Genomic DNA, 24,237 nt, shown 5'->3' with positions numbered 1-24,237 from the left:
TTAGTGGCTCTCCGGAATCCAGTTGGCGCGGCGTTTGTTCAGGAAGGCGCTTAGCCCCTCCTGACCTTCTTCGCCTACGCGAATATCAGCAATGCGGTGCGCAGTGTCGTCTATTACAGCGCTATCGATGGGCTTGTGGCTGACGGCAAATACAAGGTCTTTTGCGGCTTGCATAGCTTCCGGGCCATTCTGGGCAAGTTGCTTCAGCATCTCGTCACAACGGACGTTCATGGCGTCGATGTCGTCGCAGACAATATGCACAAGGCCGAACTGTTCAGCTTCCCGGGCACTGAATACTTCCGCTGAAATGAAGTAACGGCGGGCCTGTCGTTCACCAATGGCGCGCACCACATAGGGGCTTATCACCGCGGGAATCAGTCCCAGCTTTACCTCACTCAGGCAGAAACTAGAGGTTTCCGTGGCAATAACTATGTCGCAGCAGGCGGCGAGGCCGACGGCGCCACCGTAGGCTGCACCCTGAACAAGGCCGATGACGGGCTTGCTGAGATGATTGAGGCAGTCCATCAAACGAGCGAGTTGGCGGGAATCGTCCAGGTTTTCCTGCTGGCTGTTGTCTGCCATGCGGCGCATCCAGCCAAGATCGGCTCCGGCGGAGAAGTGTTTACCTTCTGAGCGCAGAATGACCAGCTTGGTTTCGGCGTCAGCATCCACTTCTGTGAATGCGCTGATCAGTTGCTGAATGATCACGTCATCAAAGGCGTTGCGTTTGTCAGGCCGGTTCAGCACGACTTCGGTCACGCCCTGGGCGCGGCGGTTGAGCAGAACAGCTGATTCCTGTTCACTCTGAACGTTGTTGTTTGTCATGTTTCTTCTCCCCGATTACATCCGGAACACGCCGAAGCGTGTAGGCTTCGCCGGCCGGTTGAGGGTGGCAGAGAGGCTGAGGGCAACCACTTCCCGGGTCTGTGCCGGGTCGATGACACCGTCATCCCAAAGGCGGGCGCTGGCGTAATAAGGGTGGCCCTGTTCTTCGTAGGTGTCAGTGATGGGCTTTTTGAAGGCAGCTTCTTCTTCTGCGCTCCACTCCTGGCCTTTGCGTTCCATACCATCACGACGAACTTGAGCCAGCACACCGGCAGCCTGTTCGCCACCCATCACCGAGATGCGGGCGTTTGGCCACATCCACAGGAAATCCGGGCTGTAGGCGCGGCCACACATGCCGTAGTTGCCGGCGCCGTAGCTGCCGCCGATCAGTACGGTAATTTTGGGTACGTTGGCGCAGGCCACGGCCATAACCATTTTGGCGCCGTGCTTGGCGATGCCTTCGGCTTCGTACTTCTGGCCAACCATGAAACCGGTGATGTTCTGCAGGAACAGCAGCGGGATGTTGCGCTGACAGCACAGCTCGATGAAGTGCGCGCCTTTTTGGGCGGATTCACTGAACAAGATGCCGTTATTAGCAATGATGCCCACTGGGTAGCCGTGTATGTGGGCAAAGCCGGTGACCAGGGTTTGGCCGTAGTAGCGTTTGAATTCGTCGAATTCGGAGCCGTCGACGGTTCGGGCGATAACGTCCCGTACGTCGAAGGGTTTGCGCAGGTCGGTGCCGACGATGCCGTAGACTTCGCTGGGATCGTAGAGAGGTGCTTTGGGTTTGCGTATCTCTACCGGAACCGGCTTTTTGCGGTTGAGGTTGGAGACGCAGCGTCGAGCAATTTCCAGCGCGTGGGCGTCGTTTTCGGCGTAGTGATCCGCAACGCCAGAGGTTTTGCAGTGTACGTCTGCGCCACCGAGGTCTTCTGCGGTAACGACTTCACCGGTGGCAGCCTTTACCAGGGGAGGGCCGGCCAGGAAGATGGTGCCCTGGTTGCGTACGATGATGGATTCGTCGGCCATGGCAGGCACGTAGGCGCCACCGGCGGTGCACAGGCCCATTACGACGGCAATCTGGGGGATGTCGTCGGCAGACATGCGGGCCTGGTTGTAGAAGATGCGGCCGAAGTGGTCGCGATCGGGGAATACTTCGTCCTGCCTTGGCAGGTTGGCACCGCCGGAATCTACCAGGTAGATGCAGGGCAGGCGGTTTTCGAGGGCGATTTCCTGGGCGCGCAGGTGTTTTTTGACGGTGAGTGGGTAGTAACTGCCGCCTTTAACGGTCGCATCGTTGGCGATGATCATGCATTCGGTCCCGGAGACGCGGCCTACGCCGGCGATGACTCCGGCTGCGGGGACTTCTTCATCGTAGACGTTGTAGGCGGCGAACTGGCCGATTTCGAGAAAGGGCGAGCCGTCGTCCAACAGGCGGTTGATGCGCTCTCTTGGCAGGAGTTTACCGCGGGCGATGTGGCGTTCCTGGTAGGAGGGGCCGCCGCCTTGCTGGATGGTGGAGACTTTTTCCCGCAGGTCTGCGACGGCTTCTGCCATGGCTGTTTGCTTGGCCTGAAACTCTTCAGATCTTGGGTTTATTTTGCTTTGGAGTATCGTCATTTTTCCTGGCCTCGAGGGTCGGGGCTTCGGGGTTGGTGGGGTGTCTTTCCGGGAAGCGCTACGAGCACATCCATGTGGGCTTGACTGTGGCCATCCTTGGCCACAGACATTCCCGGAAAGACACCCCACCAACCCCTTGATGTACCTTGGTGCTGGCCGTCCAAAACAAATCTGCTTTGGCGGGTGTCTGGATCGAAGCTACTGCTTAGTTGTTCAGGAACAGTTCCCGACCAATGAGCATGCGGCGGATTTCTGATGTACCTGCACCGATTTCATAAAGCTTGGCATCCCGCAGCAATCGGCCTGTTGGATAGTCGTTGATGTAGCCGTTGCCGCCCAGAAGCTGGATGGCGTCCAGCGCAAGCTTGGTAGCCATTTCTGCTGAGTAGAGAATCGCACCGGCGGAGTCTTTGCGGGTGGTTTCACCGCGGTCGGCAGACTGGGCAACCATGTAAACGTAGGACTTGGCGGTGTTCATCCAGGTGTACATGTCGGCCACCTTGCCCTGAACCAGTTGAAACTCGCCTATGGCCTTTTCGAACTGTTTGCGTTCGCGGATGTAGGGGACAACAACGTCCATAGCTGCTTGCATGATGCCCAGCGGGCCGCCGGAGAGGACGAGGCGTTCGTAGTCGAGTCCGCTCATGAGGACTCTCGCACCTTTACCTACCTCACCGAGTACGTTTTCTTTGGGTACTTTGCAGTCTTCGAATACCAGTTCGCAGGTGTTGGAGCCGCGCATGCCGAGCTTGTCCAGCTTCTGGTGCCGGCTGAAGCCTTCGTAGTCCCGCTCTACGATGAAGGCGGTGATGCCTTTTGAGCCGGCTTTTACGTCGGTTTTTGCGTAGATAACGTAAACGTGGGCGTCGGGGCCGTTGGTGATCCACATTTTGTTGCCGTTGAGCAGGTAGTGGTCACCGGCGTCTTTGGCATTCAGTTTCATGGAAACTACGTCGGAGCCGGCATTAGGCTCGGACATTGCCAGGGCACCTATGTGGTCACCACTGACGAGTTTGGGCAGGTACTTCTGCTTTTGCTCTTCGGTTCCGTTGCGGTGGATCTGGTTTACGCAGAGGTTGGAGTGTGCACCGTAAGACAGGCCAACAGAGGCAGATGCGCGGCTGATTTCTTCCATGGCGATTACATGGGCCAGGTAGCCCATGTCGGAACCGCCATAAGCTTCATCTACGGTAATACCCAGCAGGCCCATGTCGCCGAGCTTTTTCCAGAGGTCCATGGGGAACTCGTTGCTGCGATCGATTTCTTCAGCCCGGGGGGCGATTTCGCTTGCCGCAAATGCGTTGATCTGTTGGCGCAGCATGTCGAGGGTTTCGCCAAGGCCGAAGTTCAGTTCTGAGTATTGTGATTTCATGTGTGTTCGCCTATTGTTCTGCCAGTTGGTTATTTGCAAATGGAGTGCTGGGCAAGTTAGCTATGTACCTGGATGTGTTCCGGCTGTTCGGTTGTTGCTTTTTCTTGTTGTTGCTTCTTTTTCTGTAGTTCCGCAAGAGCCTCCCTGCAGTGGGCTTCTCTTGTATTGATTTCCAGCTCTGCCATAGCTATATCGGCTTTCTGTTGCTCGATATGCGTTCGTTTATCGTCCAGTATCGACAGCATTTTCAGGAGCTGTTTTTCGTTGCCAGTGAGGGTTTCATCCCACAGGTCAAAAGTTTCCTTGGTTTCAGCCAATGAAAAACCCATGCGCTTGCCCCGGAGGATGAGCTTTAGGCGCACTCTGTCTTTTGTGCTGAATATCCGTGTTTGCCCGCGCCGTGTTGGTTTTAGTAGCCCTTGGTCTTCGTAAAACCGGATGCTGCGGGTGGTCACATCGAATTCACTGGCGAGTTCACTGATACTGAATGTTCTCTTTTCGCTCATGTTGGTCCCCCCTCTTTTTAGTCAGACTAGAGGAAGTTTACGTTAACGTAAAGTTTTTTGGGCGAGCTGGATTGTTTTGCGTCATTTGCTGGGCATGAGGTGAGCTTATTGAATGGGCAGATTGGCCGCCAAGGGGCCGATAGCTGGCAGGCTCACTCTGAGGAAGTGGTGTGAGCCAACCAGCTGGTATAGGCGTTAGGAGAGGTCTTCTCTGAGTTTTCTTTTCAGCAGTTTGCCTGCCGTGTTCTTGGGTAGCTGACTTACAAAGTGGATGTGTTTGGGCACTTTGAAGCTTGCGAGTTTGGCGCGGGCATGACTCATCAAAGCGTCTGAGTTTTCGGTGTGCCCGTCTCTGAGTACCACAACAGCGCAGATAGCTTCAATCCACTTTTCATCGGGCACACCGATAACAGCAACTTCTGCCACGGATTCGTGTTGATAGAGTGCTTCTTCCACGTCACGGCTGGCAACCAGAACACCGCCGGTATTCACCACGTCTTTAATGCGGTCAACGATGTAGATATAGCCTTCTTCATCCTGGTAACCCAGGTCGCCAGAATGGAACCATCCATCCTTGAAAGCTTCTTCGGTTGCTTCGGGTTTTGCCCAGTAGCCCACCATCAGTTGGGGGGATTGATGTACCAGTTCGCCTTGTTCGCCAGGCTTGCAGTCTTTGCCGGTTACCGGGTCCACAATGCGGGTCATCACGGTCTGCATGGGGCGGCCAGCGGATGAAGGGCGTTCTGTGTGTTCCTCAGGTAGCAGCACCGTTGCCAGAGGTGCAATTTCACTTTGGCCGTAACAGTTGTAGAGGCCTGCGCCCGGCAGTTTTTCGCCCAGCTCTTTGACCACCTGGCCAGGCATGATGGAGGCACCGTAGTAGAGCTTGTCCATATGCTGGAGTTTTTCCGGGTTGAATTGCGGGTTCTGCAGCAGTGCAATCCACACGGTGGGTGGCGCGAAAAAGGCGTTGAGTTGTTCGCTGGCCAATAGCCCGAGAATGGCATCCGGTGTTGGTGTATTGATCAACCGGCTGTAACCGCCACTGAGCAGCATGGGCATGGAAAACACATGCATCTGCGCAGAGTGGTACAGAGGAAGGGCGGCAAGAGAACGGTCGCTGTCGCGAATGTCCAGATGGTACTGGCAGGCGCTGTAATGACTCATTAGTGAGCGGTGCGTGTGCATGGCACCTTTAGGATCGGAGGTTGTGCCGGAGGTATAGAGAATCTGCACAACGTCTGTGTCTGAAAGCTCTACGTCCGGTGCTGTATCTTCCCCGCTTGCAAGTGCGAGTGCCAGTATGTCCGGATTGTTGTCGTTTTGTCCGCTGTGAAGGGTTCCATATACGCCAACCTCCACTGTGTTTTTAACTTCATCTACTTGCGGCTGCAGATCCGTATCGAAAAACAGGGCTTTGCAGCCGGATTGATTCACTACATAGGTTAGCTCTTTGCCAATTAGCGCGTAGTTAACAGGCACATGAATCAGCCCCGCTTTTGCACAGGCCAACCAAAGTAACAGGTAGGCATCCGAGTTCTTGCCATAAGCACCAACACGATCACCTTTGATCAGCCCAAGCTCGATAAGGCGGTGAGCCAGGCGGTTTGACGCAGTGTGAATGTCGGAAAAGGTCCAGGTCCGGTCGTCAAATGCCAGAGCTGTGCGGCTGTTGTGAGTGCGCGCAGAGCGGGCGAGGGCATCACCTATGGTGTTGCGCAGTGCCCGGGCAATACCCGATGGCAGCGAACTGGAAGCAGGTGTGCTGTTGTTGTTCATGCAAGTACCTCTGTTGGTGTTTTTATATTGGTAGAGCTGGCATTAACTCAAAGAAGCATTGGCTTGGGGAATGACCTCTCAAGTCGAAAAAATTGACCCAATCAGCCAAGTAGATGTATTCACTACATGGTTATTTGTCAGCCCATTGCGAGGGCGACTTGCCCGTCCAACGTTTGAAGGCACGGCAGAAGGAGGCGGTTTCCGAGAAGCCGACCCGTTCGCTGATGTCCGCCACGCTCAGGTTTTCTGTGCTCATGAGTTTTATGGCGTACTCCCTCCGTAGGCTGTTCTTGATCAGGCGCAGGGAGGTGCCTTCTTCCTGTAACTTACGGCCTATGCTTCTTGGTGTCATGTGCAATAGCTCTGCAATGTCACCCAGGCTGGGCATGTTGCTCAGGCTTTGGCTTGCCAGCAAGGCGCGAACACGGTTGCGCAGGCTATCGTCGTTGTCGGGCCTGTGCAGTATGTAGGCCGGAGCTTCCTTCAGAAACGTTTCCAGCTCTGCTTCGCTCCGGGTAATGGGCAGTTGCAGGTATTTTTCGTGGAGAGAGAAGCCGCACACAGATTCTTCAAACTGCAATTCAGTCGGGAACATGGCGCGATACTCGTTAACATGTTTCGGCGCGGGATAACTGAAGCAGGTTGTAGCAAATGGGATCTGTTGGTCCACCAGCCAGCAGGCGAATCGTTGCCACATAAGAAGCAGGAATTCCTGCAGCATGTGGTCTGTATCCTGGCTGGCATCGTCTAGGCTAAGGCGGAAAAACACCAGTTTGTTGCTGTCGCTTTCCCCCAAACCTATATCGACATTGTTACAGGCGATGCTGTAAACCCGGGCGCTCTTGCGAAACACGGCCCCTAGGGAAGCGGAATCAAGGCAGTAGTCTGCCATTAACGCGAAGGTGCCGTTTTTACAGGGACTGGTGGATAACCCCAGGAATTCATCGCGGGTTGCACGCCACACGCTCTTGATCAACTGGGTAAGCTGTTGTTCGGTAATCAGTTGCTCGGGCTTGTTCAGCCACTCAATGGGAATCCCGGCGCTGTCCAGCAAGATGCTTTTGCTCAACCCTTGCCTTTCGGCACCGCGGATTGAGGCCTGGAGGTAGTGGTTCGCGATGTGGGGTATGGATTGCGGTTTGGGCATATCTACAGTTGATCAAGTGCGTATTGTGTCAATTTTTTCGGCTTGTACGGCCATTCCCGGGGAACAGGATAACCCTTTAAATGGTTGGCTGCCTGAATAATCAGAAGACTAATGGGTTTGTTGACAGAGCCACTTGAGAGGTTACCTATGTCCGGACACCAAGACGATACCGCGCTGTTTCATGAAATGATCAACCGGGTTCTTGATAGGGAAATTGCGCCGCACTATGACGAGTGGGAAGAACAATCCGCAATTCCTCGCTCAGTCTGGAACACGCTGGGGCAAGCCGGCATGCTCGGTATTGATATGCCAGAAGAATACGGGGGAGCGGCTGCGAGCTTTGAAGTTTCTCAGCTGGCGATCTCGGAAATTGCCCGCAAGGGCTTTGGTGGTCTGGCCGGTGGCTATAACATCCACGCCAATATCGTCATGCCTTATATTTTGCATCTTGGTACGGAGGCTCAGAAGGAGCGGTATCTCCCGGCGATGATCCGGGGGGATATTCTCAGTGCCATCGCCATGACCGAGCCGGGTGCAGGCAGTGACCTGGCGGCTATGCGTACCACGGCCCAGCGCACGGATAATGGCTATGTCATCAATGGTGCCAAGGTTTTTATTACCAACGGTTTGCAGGCGGAATTGGTGATTGTATGCGCCAAAACCGACCCCCAGGCCGGCGCCAAGGGTGTCTCTCTCTTCCTTGTGGATGCCAGCCTGCCCGGGTTCACCCGCGGTAAGGGCATCCGTAAAATAGGCCAGCATGCCAGCGATACGGCAGAGCTATTTTTCTCTGATCTTGTGGTACCCCACGACGCTCTGCTTGGCGAAGAAGGTAAGGGCTTTGCCTATCTGATGCAGGAGTTACCCCGTGAGCGCCTGGGTGTGGCTGCTCAAGCAGTGGGGGCAACTGAGGGTGTGCTGGCACTGACTCTGGATTATGTGCAACAACGCCAGGCGTTTGGCCAGCGGGTTGCGGATTTTCAGAATACCCGATTCAAACTGGCCGAAGCCAAAGCACGGCTGGAGGTGGGCAAAGCCTATCTGAACCAGTGCATCGGGAACTACCTGAACGGCGAGATGGGGCCAACGGAAGCTGCGATTCTGAAATTGATGCTCACGGAAATGCAGTGCGATATCGCCAACGACTGCTTGCAGCTATTTGGCGGCTATGGGTATACCGTGGAGTACCCTGTATCGCGATTCTTTGTGGATGCCCGCGTTCAGACAATCTACGCCGGCACCTCGGAAATTATGAAAGAAGTGATTGCCCGCTCCATGCTGGGCAAATAGATTATGCGCTCAGTGGAATTCCAGTCATCCAAATCTTGAGGAACAATCAATGAAACTTACTGATGTTGTCATTCTCGACGGTGCCCGAACCGCTATTGGCGGTTTTGGCGGTAGCCTGAGCTCCCTGACCCCGGCTGAGCTTGGAACCTGCGCAGCCAAAGAGGCGATTAGTCGTTCAGGTGTGCCTGCAGAAGACATCGACCATTCGGTGTTTGGCCATATTATCCCTACCGGCCCGGCTGACGCTTATGTAGCCCGGCACATCGGCCTGAACTCAGGCCTGCAGAAGGGCTCTGCTGCATTCAACGTAAACCGCCTTTGTGGTTCTGGCGTGCAGTCGGTTATCAGTGCCGCACAAATGATCATGATGGGCGATAGCCAGATTGCCCTGGCTGGCGGTGCCGAAAGCATGAGTCAGGGCGCCTATGTGCTGCCCAACGTTCGCAAGGGTTTGCGGATGGGTGATGGTAAAGCGGTTGATATGACCCTGGGAACCCTGACCGATCCGTTTGGCAGCGGCCACATGGGCATGACTGCTGAGCGCATTGCAGAAAAGTACGGTTTTACCCGTGAAGATCTGGATGCATTCTCAGCGGAAAGCCACCGCCGTGCCAGCCAGGCTATTGAGAACGGTTACTTCAAAGAACAGATTGTGCCGGTAACTGTAAAGCAGGGCCGTAAGGAAGTTGTTTTTGAGCAGGATGAACACGTACGCGCAGGCACCACAGCCGAAAGCCTGTCAGGCTTGAAGCCCGCCTTTACCAAAGACGGCATAGTTACCCCCGGCAATGCTTCTGGCATTAACGATGGTGCGGCTGCCATGGTGCTGACCAGCGCAGCAGAAGCCGAAAAGCGTGGCCTGAAAGCACGTGCCCGGATTGTGGGTTATGCCTTTGCCGGGGTAGATCCTAGCGTCATGGGCCTTGGCCCCATCCCTGCGGTACGAACCGTATTGGAGAAAACCGGCCTTAGCGTGGCAGACCTGGATGTAATCGAATCCAACGAAGCTTTTGCAGCACAGGCGCTTGCCGTCAGTAAGGAGCTGGGCTTGCCAGCAGACAAGGTAAACCCGAACGGCGGGGCTGTTGCTATGGGGCACCCTGTGGGTGCTACCGGCTCCATTCTCATCATTAAAACGTTGGCAGAACTTGAGCGCACCGGTGGCCGTTACGGCCTGATCACCATGTGCATTGGCGGTGGCCAGGGTATTGCGTTGATTGTTGAACGCATTAATTGATTGGATAGTCGAATTTCTTTTTAAGGCTGAATTGGGTACAGTTTACGTTAACGTAAAGTGTGGGCTGGCCCATTCAGCTAATCGCTGCCGAAAAAACTCCGAGATAGAAGGGAGAAGTTGATGGAATTCAATAATGTACCAGCCATTGTGACAGGTGGAGCCTCAGGGCTTGGCGAAGGCGCGGCCCGGGCGCTGGCGGCTGCAGGCTGCAAAGTAGCGATCTTCGATCTGCAAAAAGAGCAGGGCGAGAAAGTCGCTGCAGATATTGGCGGAATTTTTGTGCACTGCGATGTGAGCTCTGCCGAAAGCGCGGAAGCGGCAATAGCAACTGCCCGTGAAGCTCATGGCTTGTGTGGAATTGCAGTGAACTGTGCGGGCATTGGCCCTGCAGCAAGAATACTGGGCCGCAACGGGGTTATGCCCCTGGAGAAGTTCAGCAAGGTTATCGAAATTAACCTGATTGGAACCTTCAACATTCTGCGACTCGCCGCGACCGAAATGGCCCAGCGCGAAGCCAACACAGACGGTGAGCGTGGTGTGATCATCAACACGGCGTCCGTTGCCGCTTACGAAGGGCAGATCGGACAGGCAGCGTACAGTGCTTCCAAAGGCGGCGTGGTTGCCCTGACCATTCAATCCGCCCGGGAACTGGCCCGCGAAGGCATTCGCGTGAACACCATTGCACCTGGCCTGTTCATGACACCCATGATGGCTGGCATGCCACAGGAAGTTCAGGACAGCCTGGCAGCAACCCTGCCGTTCCCGCAGCGTCTGGGTAAGCCTGAAGAGTTTGGCATGATGGTGGATCAGATGGTGCGCAACCCTATTCTGAACGGCGAAACCATCCGGTTGGATAGCGCACTTCGCATGGCACCTAAATAAATCCGATTAAATACAGGAGAGCGCAATGACTAACCCAGTGGATCAGGAAGAAATCGCTCTGTTCAGAGCATCTGTCATCAAAGCTCTGGAAACAGAAGTTGCGCCCCACTACGAGGCTTGGGAACAATCTGGCCTGGTGCCCCGTGAACTCTGGAATACCCTCGGCGATGCCGGCATGTTATGTGTGGATATTCCTGAAGATTGCGGCGGATATGGAGCGCCTTTCCAATACTCCGTAGTGGTGGGCGAAGAGCTTGCCCGCATGGGTTTTGGTGCGCTCTCCACCAACGTAATGGTGCATTCAGATATAGTCGCCCCCTACATCAGCCACCTTGGTAACGAAGAGCAAAAGCAGCAGTGGCTCCCCAAAATGGTGTCGGGCGAAGTGGTTGGCGCCATCGCCATGACCGAGCCAGGTGCCGGCAGTGATCTGCAGGCCATGCGCACCAGCGCGGTGCGAGACGGCGACGACTATATCCTTAATGGTTCAAAAACCTTCATCACCAATGGCCAGCATGCCGACATGGTGATTGTTGCGGCGAAAACCGATCCCTCGGCCGGAGCAAAAGGCATCAGCCTGTTCCTGGTGGACACCAGCCTGCCGGGATACAGCAAAGGCCGCAATATCGACAAAATCGGCCAGCACAGCGGCGATACCTCCGAGTTATTCTTCTCGGATATGCGCGTTCCAGCCACCTCACTGGTAGGGCAGGAGGGCAAAGGCTTTGCCTACTTGATGCAGGAGCTGCCACGGGAACGGCTGGTTATCGGCGCGCTGGGCGTAGCAGCAGCCAGAGGCGCTCTGGATCTGACCATTTCCTACTCACAAGAGCGGGAGCTGTTCGGCCAGAAGCTGGCCCAATTACAGAACACCCGTTTTGAAATCGCCCGCATGGAAACCGACTACCAGATAAACAAAGCGTTTGTATCCCAGTGCATCAGTCAGTACGAAGCGGGTGAACTGGACGCAGCAACCGCCTCCATGGCCAAGTACAGCGCCACGGAAATGCAGTGCCGAGTAGCGGATGGTTGCCTGCAGTTGTTCGGCGGCTATGGCTACACCACGGAATATCCAATATCTCGCGCCTTTATGGATGCCCGAGTACAGCGCATTTACGGCGGCACCTCGGAAGTCATGAAGGAGATTATCGCCCGGTCGGTTTTAGGTCGCTAACCTTTATCAATCCTGCGTACAGACGCCAATGTTGAACGGTCAGGTGCAGGGCGGCCTTTCAGAAACCGTCAAAAGCCATGGATGGCTTTTGTCGAGCGTACAGGGATGTATTCACAGCGTGTTTCTGAAAGGCCGCCCTGCACCTGACCGCGCACCAAACACTGAGGACAAACACCATGCCAATACCTGATGTAGTAATCCTGAACTCCGCCCGTACCCCCATGGGCGGCATGATGGGCTCCCTGAGTTCTGTACGCTCTCCCGAGTTAGGCGCCACTTCCATCAAAGCTGCCATTGAGCGCAGCGGACTGCAGCCAGTGGATGTTCAGGAAGTAATTATGGGCTGCGTATTGCCTGCCGGACTCGGACAGGCGCCCGCTCGCCAGGCTTCCCGTGGTGCAGGTATCCCAGACAGCTCCGGTTGCACCACTGTGAACAAAATGTGCGGCTCCGGCATGCAAGCCGTGATCATGGCCCATGACCAGATCAAAGCAGGCACCAACAACATCATGATTGCCGGCGGCATGGAAAACATGAGCCAGGCACCGTACCTGTTACCAAAAGCCCGTGGCGGCATGCGCATGGGCCACGGACAGGTGATCGACAGCATGTTCCTCGACGGCCTCGAAGATGCCTACGAAGGCGGCCTGATGGGCGTGTTCGCGCAAAAAAGCGCAGACGACTACAACATTACCCGCGAACAGATGGACAATTTTGCCATTCAGTCTCTGACACGCGCCAACGCGGCCATTAATAATGGTTGGTTCGAGCCGGAAATCTGCCCGGTAACCGTCTCCGGCCGTGGCGGCGATACTGAAGTAGCGATAGACGAGCAGCCCGGCAATGCCCGCCCGGAGAAAATCCCCAACCTGAAGCCGGCCTTCAAAAAAGACGGCACAGTAACAGCAGCCAACGCCAGCTCCATCAGTGATGGCGCCTCCGCTCTGGTGCTGGCGTCTGCGGAAGAAGCAAAAGCCCGAGGCCTGACGGCTCAGGCCAGAATTGTTGCCCACGCCACCCACGCCCAACTGCCCGCAGAGTTCACCTTGGCACCCATCGGTGCGATTGAGAAGGTCTTGAAAAAAGCCGGCTGGAGCAAGGACGATGTGGATCTTTACGAGATCAACGAAGCCTTTGCAGTGGTTTCCTTGCTGGCCATTAACGAGCTGGGTCTCGATGCCGAGAAAGTGAACGTCTACGGCGGCGCCTGTGCACTTGGGCACCCCATTGGCTCATCCGGCTCCCGTATCATTGTTACGCTCATCAATGCCCTGAAACAGAAAGGGCTGAAGCGTGGGGTGGCGGCTCTGTGCATAGGCGGTGGTGAGGCCACAGCGGTCGCTATAGAACTGATCTGATGTGGTTGTAAGCAGGGCAAGTTCACGCTTTCCCTGCTTACACGGGATCATGCAATCCGGCTTGCTGCAGCCTCCGCGAGTGCAGCAAGTTTAACCTCAGCGACCGTGTGCAACTTCTCAAGCTGAGACTGCAGCATGCCCACCGGGCGTGCGCCTTGAATGGTCAGGGCGATCTGCAGAGCCCCGTCTGTTGTCTCCACCGCCATCTTCGCTATGCGAAAGCCACGAACCCGAACCACCTGGCACAAACGCTCGAGCGCGGCCGCTTCATGGCTCATCTTGCAGGTAATGTTATAGCTGGGCGTTTTACAGCTGCTCTCAGTGTTCATGCTGTTTTCTCCTTTTGGTCCGCGGCAGTGCGGCGGGTTTCATCAATCATTTCCTTGTTACTTCCACCTGGTTTTACGATCGGCCACACGTTTTCTTCCCGGGCAATGGCTACATGCAGCAGCATGGGGCCGTTATAAGCCAGTATGGTTTCGATACCGCGCCGAACCTGGTCCGTGCGATCAATTTTCAGGGCAGGGATATCGAAAGCCCTCGCCATGGCTACAAAATCCGGGTTGTCGTCCAGGTTGATGTGGCTTTCCCGGTTGTTATAAAACAGCTCCTGCTGTTGGCGAACCATGCCCAGGCATTGGTTATCCATGATGATCAGCTTTACCGGCAGGTTGTAACGGCGAATGGTAGCCAGTTCCTGCGCGTTCATCATGAAGGAGCCATCGCCGGTTACATTGATAACGGTGCTGTTGCGGTTAGCAAACTGAGCGCCAATCGCTGCGGGCAAACCAAAGCCCATGGTGCCAAGGCCACCGCTGGTCAGGTGATGTCGGGGGCGGTCAAACTGATAGTGCTGGGCAACCCACATCTGGTGCTGGCCAACGTCACAGGCAATGATGGTGTCGTCCGGTGCTGTGCGGGAAAGCTGGCTGATGAAGGCCGGGCCGGTAATGGGCGCCAATGGTTCTTCGTTGTCCGCCGCTTGGAACCCACCTGTTGTGCGCCAGGTCTGACACTGTTTGCGCCAATCACTGATTGCCAAAGGCGCGTCTGTGAGGCTCTTTGTCAGCTCGTTCAGAATGCTGTTCAGGTCGCCTCGAACCGCGACATCCACATTGCGGAGCTTGTTGAATTCGGCCGCATCGGCGTCAATGTGAATCGTGCGGGCATTCGGAGCGAATCCGTCCAGTTTGCCGGTGGCGCGGTCGTCCAGGCGGGCGCCGATAACCAGAAGCAGGTCACATTCATCCACGGCCCGGTTGGCCGCTCGGGAGCCGTGCATACCCAACATACCCAAGTTGTGAGCGCTGTGTTTGCCGGCGTTTCCAATTCCCTTCAGCGTTACTACGGCGGGCAGCTCCGAGCACTTGGTAAATTCCCGGAAGCTGTCTTCTGCATGGGCCAGGCTGATACCACCACCACTGTAAAGCAGCGGTTTGCGAGCATCGCGCAGTAGGGTGATTGCGCTACTGAGATCGGGACTGGTTGCTTGTGGCTGGGCAGTAGATCTGGTGGGCGCAGCCGTTGTCTCCGTCAGCAAGACGTCTTTCGGAATATCAATCCACACCGGCCCCGGGCGCCCGATTTGCGCCAACTCTATGGCTTCTTCAAGAATGCCGGGCAACTCGTCGGCAGTTTCAATCAGGTAGCTGTGCTTGACGATGCCAAGGGTCATTCCCAATACATCGGTTTCCTGGAAGGCGTCTGTTCCGATCAGCGCCGAGGGAACCTGGCCGGTAATAACCAGCATGGGGATCGAGTCCTGATAGGCGTTGGCAACGCCGGTAATCAGGTTGGTCGCACCGGGACCGGAGGTTGCAATGCAAACGCCCAGCTTGCCACTGGCCCGGGCATAACCGTCGGCAGCCAGAGCGCAGCCTTGTTCGTGGCGGCAAAGCACATGCTCCACGCCCACATCATCCACGAGTGCATCGTATAGCGGCATGATGCAGCCACCGGGATAACCAAAAACGGTTTCGATGTTGTGGTGGTGGAACGCTTGAAGAATATGCTGTGCGCCGTTCATCGTTATATTTCCTGTTTTTTCTTCCGTAAAAAAGAAACCCCCGGGACCTTGCGGTGCCGGGGGTTTCTGGTGTTTTTGTCAGGTTTGTCGCTATCTCACCCGCTTATCCACGCAAAATCCCCCGGAAGGTATCACTACCACCAGGACGAGCTTTGCAAGAATAATTACTGAGTTGATGTTCATAAAAACGACAATCTGGCCTGAATTAGCAAAAGGAATCTGTGTAGAATCTACCCCACGATTTGATCGGGTTGCAACCGTTTCGATCTTTTATTTTTTCGTTAGCGTCGTTTTCGGGCCATGGTTAACCAAATGCAGGCTATGTAGGTATCTAATGAGTAAAGCAAAATGGAGTTCGCTAGGTCTGTCTTTGATCGTTGTGATTGCTCTGATTATCTGGTTGGCCACTGGCGAGGTCAAAGTGGCAAACACTGATGCCCCCGCAGAGCCCAAAGCTGCAGAAAAAGAGCTCACACGGGTTCAGGTTACAAGGCTCAACGCGCAATTATATGAGCCAGGGCTATTGTTACAGGGGCAATTGGAACCCTGGCGTGCCGTAACGGTGAGTGCCCGGGTTGCCGGTACGGTAGAAACCATTGCGGCGGATCTTGGCGACTCGGTAAAGACGGGCGACGTACTTTTAACGCTATCAGAAGATGGTCGTGGTGCAGGAGTCCTGCGTTGGCAGGCGCGGGTTAAGCAGCTGGAAGCCGATTTGTCTGCTGTGCAAAAACTGGGTTCCAGAAATCTCGCATCCCAGTCGGAAGCTCTTGGTTTAGAAAGCGATCTGGCGGCTGCTCGAGCAGAGTTGGAGGGGGCGCAGCTTGCGGTTTCCCACCTCAAGCCCAAGGCGCCGTTTGATGGCGTGATAAACCGTAAAGAGGTTGAGAGCGGTAGTTTGGTGCAGGTTGGCTCGCCCTTGTATGAGCTGGTTCGAATAGACAGGCTCAAAGCTAAGGGGCAGGTGCCCCAACAGTCTGTTGCGCAAGTAGCACCTGGCCAGAAAGTGCGGGTGCGCCCTTTGGATGGAGAAGCTCTGTATGGTGTGGTCAGCTTTGTGGCGAGTGCTGCAAACCCTGAAACCCGAAGCTTTGCCATAGAAGTTGCTGTGGAAAACCCTGATCAAGAACGCATAGCCGGCGGAAGCGCCAATCTCCGTGTTGCGCTGGCGGATGTCCAGGCCACGTTTATTTCCCCGGCTTACTTGTCCCTAGGAGACGATGGGCGCCCGGGGGTGAAGTATGTCGATGAGCAAAACAAGGTTGTTTTTCGCACGGTGAAATTGCTCAGTGTGGCCACAGATGGCGCCTGGGTGACGGGCTTGCCTGATGAAACTCGCCTGATTACTCGTGGTGCGGGCTTTGTTAATGAGGGCGAGCAAGTTCAGCCTGTAGACGCCTCTGAAGAGCGGGGCTGAGCAGTATGCGCACACTTGTTTTTGCGGCCATAGATCGCAGCCGTACAACACTGCTAACGTTGTTTTTCCTGACACTTGGCGGCATTGCGGCGTTCCAGATTATCCCCCGGGAAGCAAATCCCGACGTCACCATTCCGATGATTTACATCTCCATGGCTCTGGAAGGCATAAGCCCGGAAGATGCTGAGCGACTGCTGGTTCGCCCCATGGAGCAGGAATTACGCTCTTTGGAGGGCGTAAAGGAGATGCGCGGCACGGCTTCCGAAGGGCACGCTTCGGTAATGCTGGAGTTCGATGCCGGTTTTGACCCGGACACGGCTCTCCAGGATGTTCGCGAAAAAGTGGATACAGCCCGCAGCAAACTCCCCCGTGAAGCGGATGAACCACGGGTGAATGAAATCAACGTGTCGCTGTTCCCTGTGCTTTCCATCGGCCTGTCCGGGCCTCTGTCTGAGCGAGAGTTGATCACGATTGCCCGAGGGCTTCAGGACGCCATCGAGGCAATTCCTGAGGTACTGGAGGTTGATATTGGCGGCGATCGGGAAGATCTTCTGGAAATCGTGGTGGACCCTCAAGTACTGGAGGGGTACGGCGTTGATTTCGATCAGCTTGGCAACCTGGTCACCCGTAATAACCAGCTGGTGGCGGCAGGATCGCTGGACACCGGCAATGGCCGTATGACCCTGAAAGTGCCCGGTGTTATCGAGAATATCGAAGACGTTATGTCCATGCCCCTCAAAGTTGATGGTGATACGGTGGTGACGTTCGGAGATGTCGCCATGTTGCAGCGAACCTTTAAAGACCCTACCGGGTTTGCGCGCATCAACGGTGAGCCGGCTCTGGTGCTGGAGGTCTCGAAACGCAGTGGCGCCAACATTATTGAAACCGTGGAGCAGGTACGGGAATTGATTGCCCGGGCACAGCCACAACTGCCGGATGCTCTGGAGGTGCGCTACATCATGGATCAATCCGATGAAGTGCGCGACCTGCTCAGCGACCTGCTCAACAACGTACTGACGGCCATTGTGCTGGTGACTATTGTGATTATTGCCGCTATGGGGCCGCGTTCCGCTTTGTTAGTAGGGCTTACTATTCCCGGCGCCTTCCTGACGGGTATTCTGGTGATCTGGTCAATGGGCCTCACCCTCAACATTGTTGTGTTGTTCAGCCTGATACTGGTCGCGGGTATGCTGGTGGACGGCGCCATTGTGGTTTCGGAACTGGCAGACAGAAACCTGTCTGACGGTCACGGTGTAAAAAGTGCCTGGGCTGAGGCCGCAAGCCGCATGGCCTGGCCGATTATTGCTTCAACCGCTACAACGCTTGCGGTATTTGTCCCACTTCTGTTTTGGCCGGGTGTCGTGGGCGAATTCATGAAATTTCTGCCTATTACCGTGATTATTTGTCTGGTCGCGTCTCTCGCCATGGCGCTGGTATTCTTGCCAGTTCTGGGTGGTGTGAGCGGTGGACATCGCGCCCGGGTTGTCAGTGAAAGCGGTCGAATGATGCATGGCTACAGGCAGATGCTTTCAACACTGCTGTCGTACCCCGGTTTCACTTTGCTAGGTGTGCTGGGCGTGGTTGTGATGATTTATCTCGCCTATGGCAAATTCAATTACGGCGTAGAGTTTTTCCCAAGTGTGGAGCCGGATTCGGCACAGGTGCAGGTTCGCGCCCGGGGCGATCTGTCTGTTTTGGAGAGAGATGCCATAGTGCGAAAGGTCGAGGACCGGTTGCAGGGCATGCCGGAAGTGAAAGCGGTGTATGCGCGCTCAATGCTGAGCGCCAGCACACAGATGGCGCCCGACGTGATTGGTGTACTTCAGTTTCAGTTTACTGATTGGTTCACTCGCCGCCCCGCCAGTGCCATTCTGGATGACTTCCTCGCTCGCACTGAGGATATTCCTGGCATCGAGCTGGAGTTTCGTAAGCAGGAAAGTGGCCCGGCGGGTGGCAAACCGATAGAGCTTCAGGTCAGCAGCCGTCACAGCAGTAAACTTAACCGGTATGTCGACCAGATCGAACGCCAGATGCGGGTTTTGGGTGGTTTTGTGGACATCGAAGATGACCGAAGCCTGCCGGGCATCGAGTGGCAGCTGGAAGTCGACCGTGAGGCCGCTGCACGTTTTGGAACCGACGTACTCAGTATAGGCAGTGCCGTTCGCCTGGTTACTAATGGACTGGTGTTGGCAACCTACCGGCCAGAAGATGTTCGTGATGAAGTGGATATTGTAGTGCGGGTTCCCAATAACTGGCGTGAACTGGATCACCTGCAGCGGCAGACAATTAACACAGTACGGGGGCAAGTGCCGCTATCACAGTTTCTGGATCTGAAACCTGGAAACAAGACCGGCAGTTTAGCAAGGGTAGACGGCCAGCGAACTGTCACCATCAAATCGGATATAGGGCAGGGTGAGCAGGTAGATAGCCTACTTAAAGTTCTTCAGGCACAACTCCCTGAAACGCCAGAGGGTGTATCGGTGAAGTTTGCGGGTGAGAACGAAGATCAGCAGCAGGCTTCTAACTTTCTCGTATCTGCATTTCTGGTGGCCATTGCCATGATGCTGCTCATTCTGGTGACCCAGTTTAACTCGCTATATCAGAGCTTCCTGATTCTTTCTGCGATCGTTCTTTCGACTGCCGGTGTTCTTCTGGGGTTGCTGCTGAACGGTCAGTCCTTTGGCATCGTGATGGTGGGCATGGGCATCATTGCTTTGGCGGGCATAGTGGTGAACAACAACATCATCCTGATCGATACCTATAACCAGATGAAGAAAGAGGGCTTGGAAGCTTATGAGGCAGCATTGGAAACCAGCTGTCTGCGTTTGCGCCCCGTACTCCTCACTGCAATTACGACCGTACTGGGATTGATGCCGATGGTTTTGAGCGTGAATGTCGATCTGCTTACACCGTCGCTCGGGCTGGGGGCGCCATCAACGCAATGGTGGGCACAGCTGTCCAGTGCGATTGCTGGCGGCTTGGCATTCGCCACGATTCTGACGCTACTGCTCACACCGGCGATGCTGGTGCTGGGTGACAAGATCAACGCGAAGTTGAGAGGTCTTGTCACAAAGCCTTCATGAACAATCCGCTGACGGAATTATATCGAGATGATTGGCTGCTGGTGGTTCACAAGCCTGCAGGGCTGCTGGTACACCGCAGCCCGATAGATCGTCACGAAACCGAGTTTGCCCTGCAATACGCCCGCGCACTCAATGGCGGTGCGCATGTTTACCCGATCCATCGGCTGGACAGGCCAACCTCTGGGGTGCTCGTTTTCGCCAGGGACCCGGCAACCGCTCGAACCCTGGGCGTGGCCATGATGGCGGGAGATGTGAAGAAAACCTACCAGGCAGTAGTTCGAGGTTGGCCGGTGGAGGAAGGAATTATTGATCATCCGTTACGGGAAGAGCCGGAAGATCGCAGGCTGAAAGGATTGGAGCAGCCAGTAAGGGACGCCCGAACCCGCTTTCGGACACTGGCAACCACCGAGATCCCAGTCGCAATTGAAACCTACCCGACCAGCCGCTATGCATTGGTTGAGCTTTACCCTGATACCGGGCGCAAACATCAGCTTCGGCGCCACATGAAACACCTGAACCATCCGATTATTGGCGACGCCAATCATGGCCGGGGGCGGCATAACCGTTACTTTGCCAAAAGGTTCGGCAGAGGCAGGTTAATGCTTGCGGCTACCTGTATCGAGTTCGCTCACCCTGCTACCGGTATGCCCTTGTCTGTCGGCGCCGCTCCCGAGCCAAGCTTCCTGGAAGTGCTTTCTATTTTCCCAGAGTTTTAAAGTTCAGCGTTTGTTCAGTCTCAAGGCCAAAGGCAAGGTCAAGCAGCGTGCGCTCATCCCCGTACTTACCCATCAGATGAACCGAAACAGGCAGGTTTTCTGGCGTAAGTGCCATGGGAACAGATATGGCAGGCGTGCCAGTGACGTTTGCCAAAGGGGTGAAGTTTGCATATTGGGTCAGGCGGTCAAACAGTGTGTCAAAGGGCACTTTCGCGCTAAGGTGACCCAGTTTTGGCGTTGTATGCCCCAAGACGGGTGTTAGCACTGCATCGAAGCTTGCAGTGGCTTCTGCAAATTCATATCTGGCCCGCCGTAAACGCCAGAGCACTGCAGGCATCTTCCAGAAGCCGCGTTTGAACATCTTGTCCAGGCCTTGAGTTAGCCCGTCTACCCGCCGTTTATCAAAGTCCGGATGTGCGATCTTTCGTCCGTTGAACTTCATGCCGAAGGCCAGTAGCGCCCAGTACATTGCAAAATCATCTGGGAAGTTCGAGTTTGCCGGTGTTGTCACAGGCTCAATACGGTGGCCTTGAGCTTCCAGCACGCGAGCAGCAGCCTCAACAGTTTGGCGCGTCAAGTCGTCGGTTTTGTGGCCGTTGATAGAGTCGATAACCATACCAATGCGCATCGGCTTGCCAGATGGGCCTTCCACTTTGCCAATAAAGGGCAGTTTCGGGTTGTGGTAATACCGCTCTGCCTCATAGATGAAGTTGGCTGTATCCCGAACGGTGCGGGTGACTACGCCATCACTGAGAATATCAATGGGTAGCGACTTCGCCGCATCGTTCTCAATTACACGCCCGCGGGACGGTTTAAGCCCTATGAGCCCACAAACAGCCGCCGGAATCCGAATAGAACCACCACCATCATTGGCATGAGCAACAGGAACCGCGCCGCTTGCCACCAGTGCCGCCGCGCCACCAGACGAAGCGCCACAAGAGTAATCCAGGTTCCAGGGGTTGCGGGTAGGCGCATCATGAACCGGTTCGGTTGATGCGTTGAATCCAAACTCTGGCATGGTGGATTTGCCCATACACAGGAAACCCTGGGCGAGCATCTGTTGAGCGAAAGGGCTTGTGTGGTTTACAGGGTGCCCAGCAGGAATAGCCGCCGACCCTTGCCGGGTGGGCAATCCTGCTACATGGGTGTTGTCTTTGATAAAGGTGGGAACGCCCGTAAAGAACGGCGCATTTGCCAAGTCTTTTTTGTTATCCAGCTTAGCCGCTTCCTCCAGCATCAACTGATAGCGTTCTGCGGCAACGCCGTGAACCAGTGGCTCTGCCTTGTGCAGCCGCGCAATAGCCGCTTGGGTTACTTCGGTAATTGACACCTCACCGCTGCGCACACGCTTCGCCAGAGCAGTTGCGTCATCATTCCCAAGGGCGTCATTAGTAAACACGTTGGCAGTTTTCGGTGAATCAGTAGCGGGCATTCAAGGCATCTCCCTTATAATTAAAGCGATTCGGGGCGAAACCGCTTGAGCTGGGAGTTACTCTACTCGAACGCAAAACATGGCGACATGTCATTTCAGGTATGAGTTCACAGGCTCGTAAACTTTACCGAGCCTGTGAGAGGAGGGGGCTGCCAGATTGCATAACCCCCGGATCAGGCGCTGTTTTTCCGGGATTCCTTGATAACGTCGTAGGCGTGGGTGATTTCCTGGGTGCGCTCTTCAGCCATTTCTCGCATGCTTTCTGGTAACCCGCGCCCCGCAAGTTTGTCTGGGTGGTTCTCGCTCATCAGTTTGCGGTATACCTTTTTCAGTTCTGCATCACTGATTGATGGGGAAACCCCTAAAACCTTGTAAGCATCATCGGTTTGCTGGGCGGTAGAGCGCTGGCCGCCAGCTTGGCCTGCATGTGCACCGCGCAACATGGCTTCCAGTTGGTCCACCTGGCTTTCGGGCAGGCCGAGGCCGCGGGCTATGCGCACCAGCATTTCGTGTTCAGCCGGATGTACTACGCCATCTGCGGCAACTGCCGAAACCTGTACTTGGAGAAACATCTGCAGAAAGGCCGGTTGCCGTCCGCTGATGTTCAAAAAGTGGTTCAGTTCGGCATCCAGATCAAAGTCTTTGGCTTTACCACGGCTGAACGCTGCTTTTGCTGTTGCTTTCTGGGCTTCGTTAAGGCGAAAGCGGACAAACATCGTCTCGGCCATCTGTATCTCGTCTTTCGAGACAACGCCGTCGGCTTTGCAAAGGGCGCCCATCACCGCAAAAACAGACTCTATAAAACCGGATTGAATGTTTTGGAGTTTGCCAATCAGGCGGCTTTTGGCGCGGTTCAATAAAAACGCACCCAGTGCGGCCCCCACCAGAAAACCGGGGAACTTGCCAAAGGCGTAACCAATCAGACCACCAATGATCATTGCAAACAGCATTAACGTATCCTTTGGGATAATGAATCAGACCACAGAATATACGTGTTTTTTAGCGGATCTTCATGAACAGGCTTTCATTTGTCCCAACTACTGTAACCAAGCCACCAAAAGCCCCGCCCCCAGCGAAAGCACCATGGGGCCAGCAACATAGAATCCCGTTTTTCGGTTGCCGATCACCCAGGCCATGCCGGACTTGACCAGGTTGTTGGTGGCAGCCGCAATAACGATACCGAGAACGGCAGCGTCCATGGCCAAGCCGTTGTTGGACATGCGGGTGAGGGACAGGGTGATCGCGTCTACATCCGCAATGCCCGAAGTGGCGGCCAGCATATAAATCCCGGTATCTCCCAACCAGTCTTTCAGGAAGTCGCCGAGTAGCAAAATAGCCGTCAACAACACTCCAAAAACCAGAGCGGACTTGAGATCGAGCGGGTTTTGGCTGAGGGTCGGCTGGCTGACCTCACTTGTGCCGGAATTCCTGCGCCAAATCAGGAGTGCTGGCACATAAAGCAGTACTGTCATGATCACCACAGGCCAGACAAGGCTGGGCAGCAGTTCACGGTTGATGACAAAACAATACACCAATATGCGGGGGAACATGGTGCCGCAGGCGATCAGAATGCCGGTGGCAAACTGTGCGTTCAATGCCGGATGCTGGTTTGCCTGACGAGAAAAATGCAGGGTTAGTGCGGTGGAAGAGCTAAGCCCGGCAAACAGACTGGTAAACAGAATACCCTTGCTGGTGCCTGCCAACCGCATGGCGAAATAGCCCACAAAGGAGATAGAGGCAATCATCACCACCATCCACCAGATTTCCCGGGGATTGAGTACGCCGCCAGGCCCCATGGGCTCGTTTGGCAACAGCGGCAGCATCACTACAGAAATGACAAGCAGCTTGAGTGCCGCATCCAGCTCATGGGCCTTCAGCTTGTGCACCCAGCCATGAATTTCTTCTTTGTTGTCCAGAATAATGGCAGTAATAACCGCAGCGGTGGTGGCTATCACAGGATCTACTGCAACAGCTATAGCGCCAAAGCAGAAGGTGAGTACCATGCTGACCATGCCGGTAATGCTGAAGTTGCGAATGTGATCGAGCCGTTCACTGTAAGCAACGATCGCCATCGCAACCACGCTGAGCAGGAGGACAGGGAACGCCCAAACCGTGATTTCCTCCGCCAGAACGGCAGAGATGCCCCCCAGAAGCCCAGTCAGAGAAAAGGTACGAATGCCTGCTATACGCTCGCCAGATTTTTGCGCGCGGGCGCCCCAGCCACGCTCCAGGCCGATGATTGCGCCAAGAAGAAGTGCCACAGCAAGATTCAAGGTGGTTTGATTGGCGGCTATGAATTGGGATGCAACATCGTCCATGAACGAATGTAACTCCTTCAAGTGGGTGGTGTTAGCGGAATCATAGCAGCCG

The 24,237-nt window shown here is 55.2% G+C and carries 19 protein-coding genes; 8 read left to right on the top strand and 11 right to left on the bottom strand.

The window, feature by feature from the left end; genetic code table 11:
- From CDH47_RS10725 to CDH47_RS10700, 6 genes are all read right to left on the bottom strand, one after another.
- Positions 1 to 825, bottom strand: coding sequence for an enoyl-CoA hydratase/isomerase family protein (locus CDH47_RS10725; RefSeq protein WP_100639893.1), 825 nt, complete (start codon positions 823 to 825; stop codon positions 1 to 3).
- Positions 826 to 840: 15 nt separating this feature from the next.
- Positions 841 to 2,448: a carboxyl transferase domain-containing protein gene (locus tag CDH47_RS10720; RefSeq protein WP_100639892.1), complete on the bottom strand. Its 1,608-nt coding sequence runs from the start codon at positions 2,446 to 2,448 to the stop codon at positions 841 to 843.
- A gap of 205 nt (positions 2,449 to 2,653) precedes the next feature.
- Positions 2,654 to 3,820: an isovaleryl-CoA dehydrogenase gene (locus CDH47_RS10715; RefSeq protein ID WP_100639891.1), complete on the bottom strand. Its 1,167-nt coding sequence runs from the start codon at positions 3,818 to 3,820 to the stop codon at positions 2,654 to 2,656.
- A gap of 56 nt (positions 3,821 to 3,876) precedes the next feature.
- The gene (locus tag CDH47_RS10710) at positions 3,877 to 4,326 is read right to left on the bottom strand and encodes a MerR family transcriptional regulator (RefSeq protein WP_100639890.1); all 450 of its coding nucleotides are present in this window, start codon (positions 4,324 to 4,326) and stop codon (positions 3,877 to 3,879) included.
- Between the two features lie 195 nt (positions 4,327 to 4,521).
- Positions 4,522 to 6,105, bottom strand: a complete 1,584-nt coding sequence (locus CDH47_RS10705; RefSeq protein ID WP_100639889.1) for a fatty acyl-CoA synthetase — start codon at positions 6,103 to 6,105, stop codon at positions 4,522 to 4,524.
- A 130-nt stretch (positions 6,106 to 6,235) separates the two neighbouring features.
- Positions 6,236 to 7,252 (bottom strand): AraC family transcriptional regulator, encoded by a 1,017-nt coding sequence (locus CDH47_RS10700; protein WP_100639888.1) that lies wholly within the window; start codon positions 7,250 to 7,252, stop codon positions 6,236 to 6,238.
- Between the two features lie 147 nt (positions 7,253 to 7,399).
- On the opposite strand from CDH47_RS10700, the gene CDH47_RS10695 reads away from it, so the two are divergent.
- From CDH47_RS10695 to CDH47_RS10675, 5 genes are all read left to right on the top strand, one after another.
- Positions 7,400 to 8,542 (top strand): acyl-CoA dehydrogenase family protein, encoded by a 1,143-nt coding sequence (locus tag CDH47_RS10695; protein ID WP_100639887.1) that lies wholly within the window; start codon positions 7,400 to 7,402, stop codon positions 8,540 to 8,542.
- A 49-nt stretch (positions 8,543 to 8,591) separates the two neighbouring features.
- Positions 8,592 to 9,779, top strand: coding sequence for a beta-ketothiolase BktB (gene bktB, locus CDH47_RS10690; RefSeq protein ID WP_100639886.1), 1,188 nt, complete (start codon positions 8,592 to 8,594; stop codon positions 9,777 to 9,779).
- Between the two features lie 120 nt (positions 9,780 to 9,899).
- A complete protein-coding gene (locus CDH47_RS10685) occupies positions 9,900 to 10,661 on the top strand; it encodes an SDR family NAD(P)-dependent oxidoreductase (protein ID WP_100639885.1) in 762 nt (253 codons plus the stop codon).
- Between the two features lie 25 nt (positions 10,662 to 10,686).
- On the top strand, positions 10,687 to 11,835 hold the full coding sequence (locus CDH47_RS10680) for an acyl-CoA dehydrogenase family protein (protein WP_100639884.1): 1,149 nt from the start codon (positions 10,687 to 10,689) through the stop codon (positions 11,833 to 11,835).
- A gap of 176 nt (positions 11,836 to 12,011) precedes the next feature.
- Positions 12,012 to 13,193 carry a thiolase family protein gene (locus CDH47_RS10675; protein ID WP_100639883.1) on the top strand — a complete coding sequence of 394 codons (1,182 nt, stop codon included), beginning with the start codon at positions 12,012 to 12,014 and terminating at the stop codon, positions 13,191 to 13,193.
- A 47-nt stretch (positions 13,194 to 13,240) separates the two neighbouring features.
- Here CDH47_RS10675 and CDH47_RS10670 read toward each other — a convergent pair whose 3' ends face one another.
- The gene (locus CDH47_RS10670; RefSeq protein ID WP_100639882.1) at positions 13,241 to 13,522 is read right to left on the bottom strand and encodes an ACT domain-containing protein; all 282 of its coding nucleotides are present in this window, start codon (positions 13,520 to 13,522) and stop codon (positions 13,241 to 13,243) included.
- Positions 13,519 to 15,219 (bottom strand): acetolactate synthase 2 catalytic subunit, encoded by a 1,701-nt coding sequence (gene ilvG, locus CDH47_RS10665; RefSeq protein ID WP_100639881.1) that lies wholly within the window; start codon positions 15,217 to 15,219, stop codon positions 13,519 to 13,521. The genes CDH47_RS10670 and ilvG overlap by 4 nt, the downstream gene beginning before the upstream one ends.
- 334 nt (positions 15,220 to 15,553) lie before the next feature.
- On the opposite strand from ilvG, the gene CDH47_RS10660 reads away from it, so the two are divergent.
- The 3 genes from CDH47_RS10660 to CDH47_RS10650 are packed head-to-tail and all read left to right on the top strand — an operon-like array spanning position 15,554 to position 20,435.
- Positions 15,554 to 16,636, top strand: coding sequence for an efflux RND transporter periplasmic adaptor subunit (locus CDH47_RS10660; protein ID WP_100639880.1), 1,083 nt, complete (start codon positions 15,554 to 15,556; stop codon positions 16,634 to 16,636).
- Positions 16,637 to 16,641: 5 nt separating this feature from the next.
- A complete protein-coding gene (locus CDH47_RS10655; protein ID WP_100639879.1) occupies positions 16,642 to 19,719 on the top strand; it encodes an efflux RND transporter permease subunit in 3,078 nt (1,025 codons plus the stop codon).
- The gene (locus CDH47_RS10650; protein WP_100639878.1) at positions 19,716 to 20,435 is read left to right on the top strand and encodes a pseudouridine synthase; all 720 of its coding nucleotides are present in this window, start codon (positions 19,716 to 19,718) and stop codon (positions 20,433 to 20,435) included. Before CDH47_RS10655 ends, CDH47_RS10650 begins: the two co-directional genes overlap by 4 nt.
- On the opposite strand, the gene CDH47_RS10645 is transcribed toward CDH47_RS10650, so the two are convergent.
- The 3 genes from CDH47_RS10645 to CDH47_RS10635 form a co-directional block, all read right to left on the bottom strand.
- Positions 20,416 to 21,867 carry an amidase gene (locus CDH47_RS10645; RefSeq protein WP_100639877.1) on the bottom strand — a complete coding sequence of 484 codons (1,452 nt, stop codon included), beginning with the start codon at positions 21,865 to 21,867 and terminating at the stop codon, positions 20,416 to 20,418. The genes CDH47_RS10650 and CDH47_RS10645 overlap by 20 nt on opposite strands.
- Before the next feature lie 173 nt (positions 21,868 to 22,040).
- Complete coding sequence (gene djlA / locus CDH47_RS10640) at positions 22,041 to 22,817, bottom strand: co-chaperone DjlA (protein ID WP_100639876.1); 777 nt, start codon at positions 22,815 to 22,817, stop codon at positions 22,041 to 22,043.
- 87 nt (positions 22,818 to 22,904) lie between these two features.
- Positions 22,905 to 24,185 carry an MgtC/SapB family protein gene (locus tag CDH47_RS10635; RefSeq protein ID WP_100639875.1) on the bottom strand — a complete coding sequence of 427 codons (1,281 nt, stop codon included), beginning with the start codon at positions 24,183 to 24,185 and terminating at the stop codon, positions 22,905 to 22,907.
- Positions 24,186 to 24,237: the final 52 nt, after the last annotated feature.

It is taken from the genome of Marinobacter salexigens (genome assembly GCF_002806945.1).
Lineage (GTDB): Bacteria > Pseudomonadota > Gammaproteobacteria > Pseudomonadales > Oleiphilaceae > Marinobacter > Marinobacter salexigens.
The sequence above is the reverse complement of the archived record's forward strand: the minus strand, read 5'-3'. Positions and strand labels throughout refer to the sequence as shown.

Excerpts from the sequence above, each read along its gene's own strand:
- CDH47_RS10655 (WP_100639879.1), top strand. The coding sequence starts at position 16,642 with ATGCGCACACTTGTTTTTGCGGCCATAGATCGCAGCCGTACAACACTG.
- ilvG (WP_100639881.1), bottom strand. The coding sequence starts at position 15,219 with ATGAACGGCGCACAGCATATTCTTCAAGCGTTCCACCACCACAACATC.
- CDH47_RS10645 (WP_100639877.1), bottom strand. The coding sequence starts at position 21,867 with ATGCCCGCTACTGATTCACCGAAAACTGCCAACGTGTTTACTAATGAC.
- CDH47_RS10685 (WP_100639885.1), top strand. The coding sequence starts at position 9,900 with ATGGAATTCAATAATGTACCAGCCATTGTGACAGGTGGAGCCTCAGGG.
- CDH47_RS10715 (WP_100639891.1), bottom strand. The coding sequence starts at position 3,820 with ATGAAATCACAATACTCAGAACTGAACTTCGGCCTTGGCGAAACCCTC.
- CDH47_RS10660 (WP_100639880.1), top strand. The coding sequence starts at position 15,554 with ATGAGTAAAGCAAAATGGAGTTCGCTAGGTCTGTCTTTGATCGTTGTG.
- CDH47_RS10720 (WP_100639892.1), bottom strand. The coding sequence starts at position 2,448 with ATGACGATACTCCAAAGCAAAATAAACCCAAGATCTGAAGAGTTTCAG.
- CDH47_RS10710 (WP_100639890.1), bottom strand. The coding sequence starts at position 4,326 with ATGAGCGAAAAGAGAACATTCAGTATCAGTGAACTCGCCAGTGAATTC.
- CDH47_RS10680 (WP_100639884.1), top strand. The coding sequence starts at position 10,687 with ATGACTAACCCAGTGGATCAGGAAGAAATCGCTCTGTTCAGAGCATCT.
- djlA (WP_100639876.1), bottom strand. The coding sequence starts at position 22,817 with ATGCTGTTTGCAATGATCATTGGTGGTCTGATTGGTTACGCCTTTGGC.
- bktB (WP_100639886.1), top strand. The coding sequence starts at position 8,592 with ATGAAACTTACTGATGTTGTCATTCTCGACGGTGCCCGAACCGCTATT.
- CDH47_RS10635 (WP_100639875.1), bottom strand. The coding sequence starts at position 24,185 with ATGGACGATGTTGCATCCCAATTCATAGCCGCCAATCAAACCACCTTG.
- CDH47_RS10700 (WP_100639888.1), bottom strand. The coding sequence starts at position 7,252 with ATGCCCAAACCGCAATCCATACCCCACATCGCGAACCACTACCTCCAG.
- CDH47_RS10675 (WP_100639883.1), top strand. The coding sequence starts at position 12,012 with ATGCCAATACCTGATGTAGTAATCCTGAACTCCGCCCGTACCCCCATG.
- CDH47_RS10650 (WP_100639878.1), top strand. The coding sequence starts at position 19,716 with ATGAACAATCCGCTGACGGAATTATATCGAGATGATTGGCTGCTGGTG.
- CDH47_RS10695 (WP_100639887.1), top strand. The coding sequence starts at position 7,400 with ATGTCCGGACACCAAGACGATACCGCGCTGTTTCATGAAATGATCAAC.
- CDH47_RS10670 (WP_100639882.1), bottom strand. The coding sequence starts at position 13,522 with ATGAACACTGAGAGCAGCTGTAAAACGCCCAGCTATAACATTACCTGC.
- CDH47_RS10725 (WP_100639893.1), bottom strand. The coding sequence starts at position 825 with ATGACAAACAACAACGTTCAGAGTGAACAGGAATCAGCTGTTCTGCTC.
- CDH47_RS10705 (WP_100639889.1), bottom strand. The coding sequence starts at position 6,105 with ATGAACAACAACAGCACACCTGCTTCCAGTTCGCTGCCATCGGGTATT.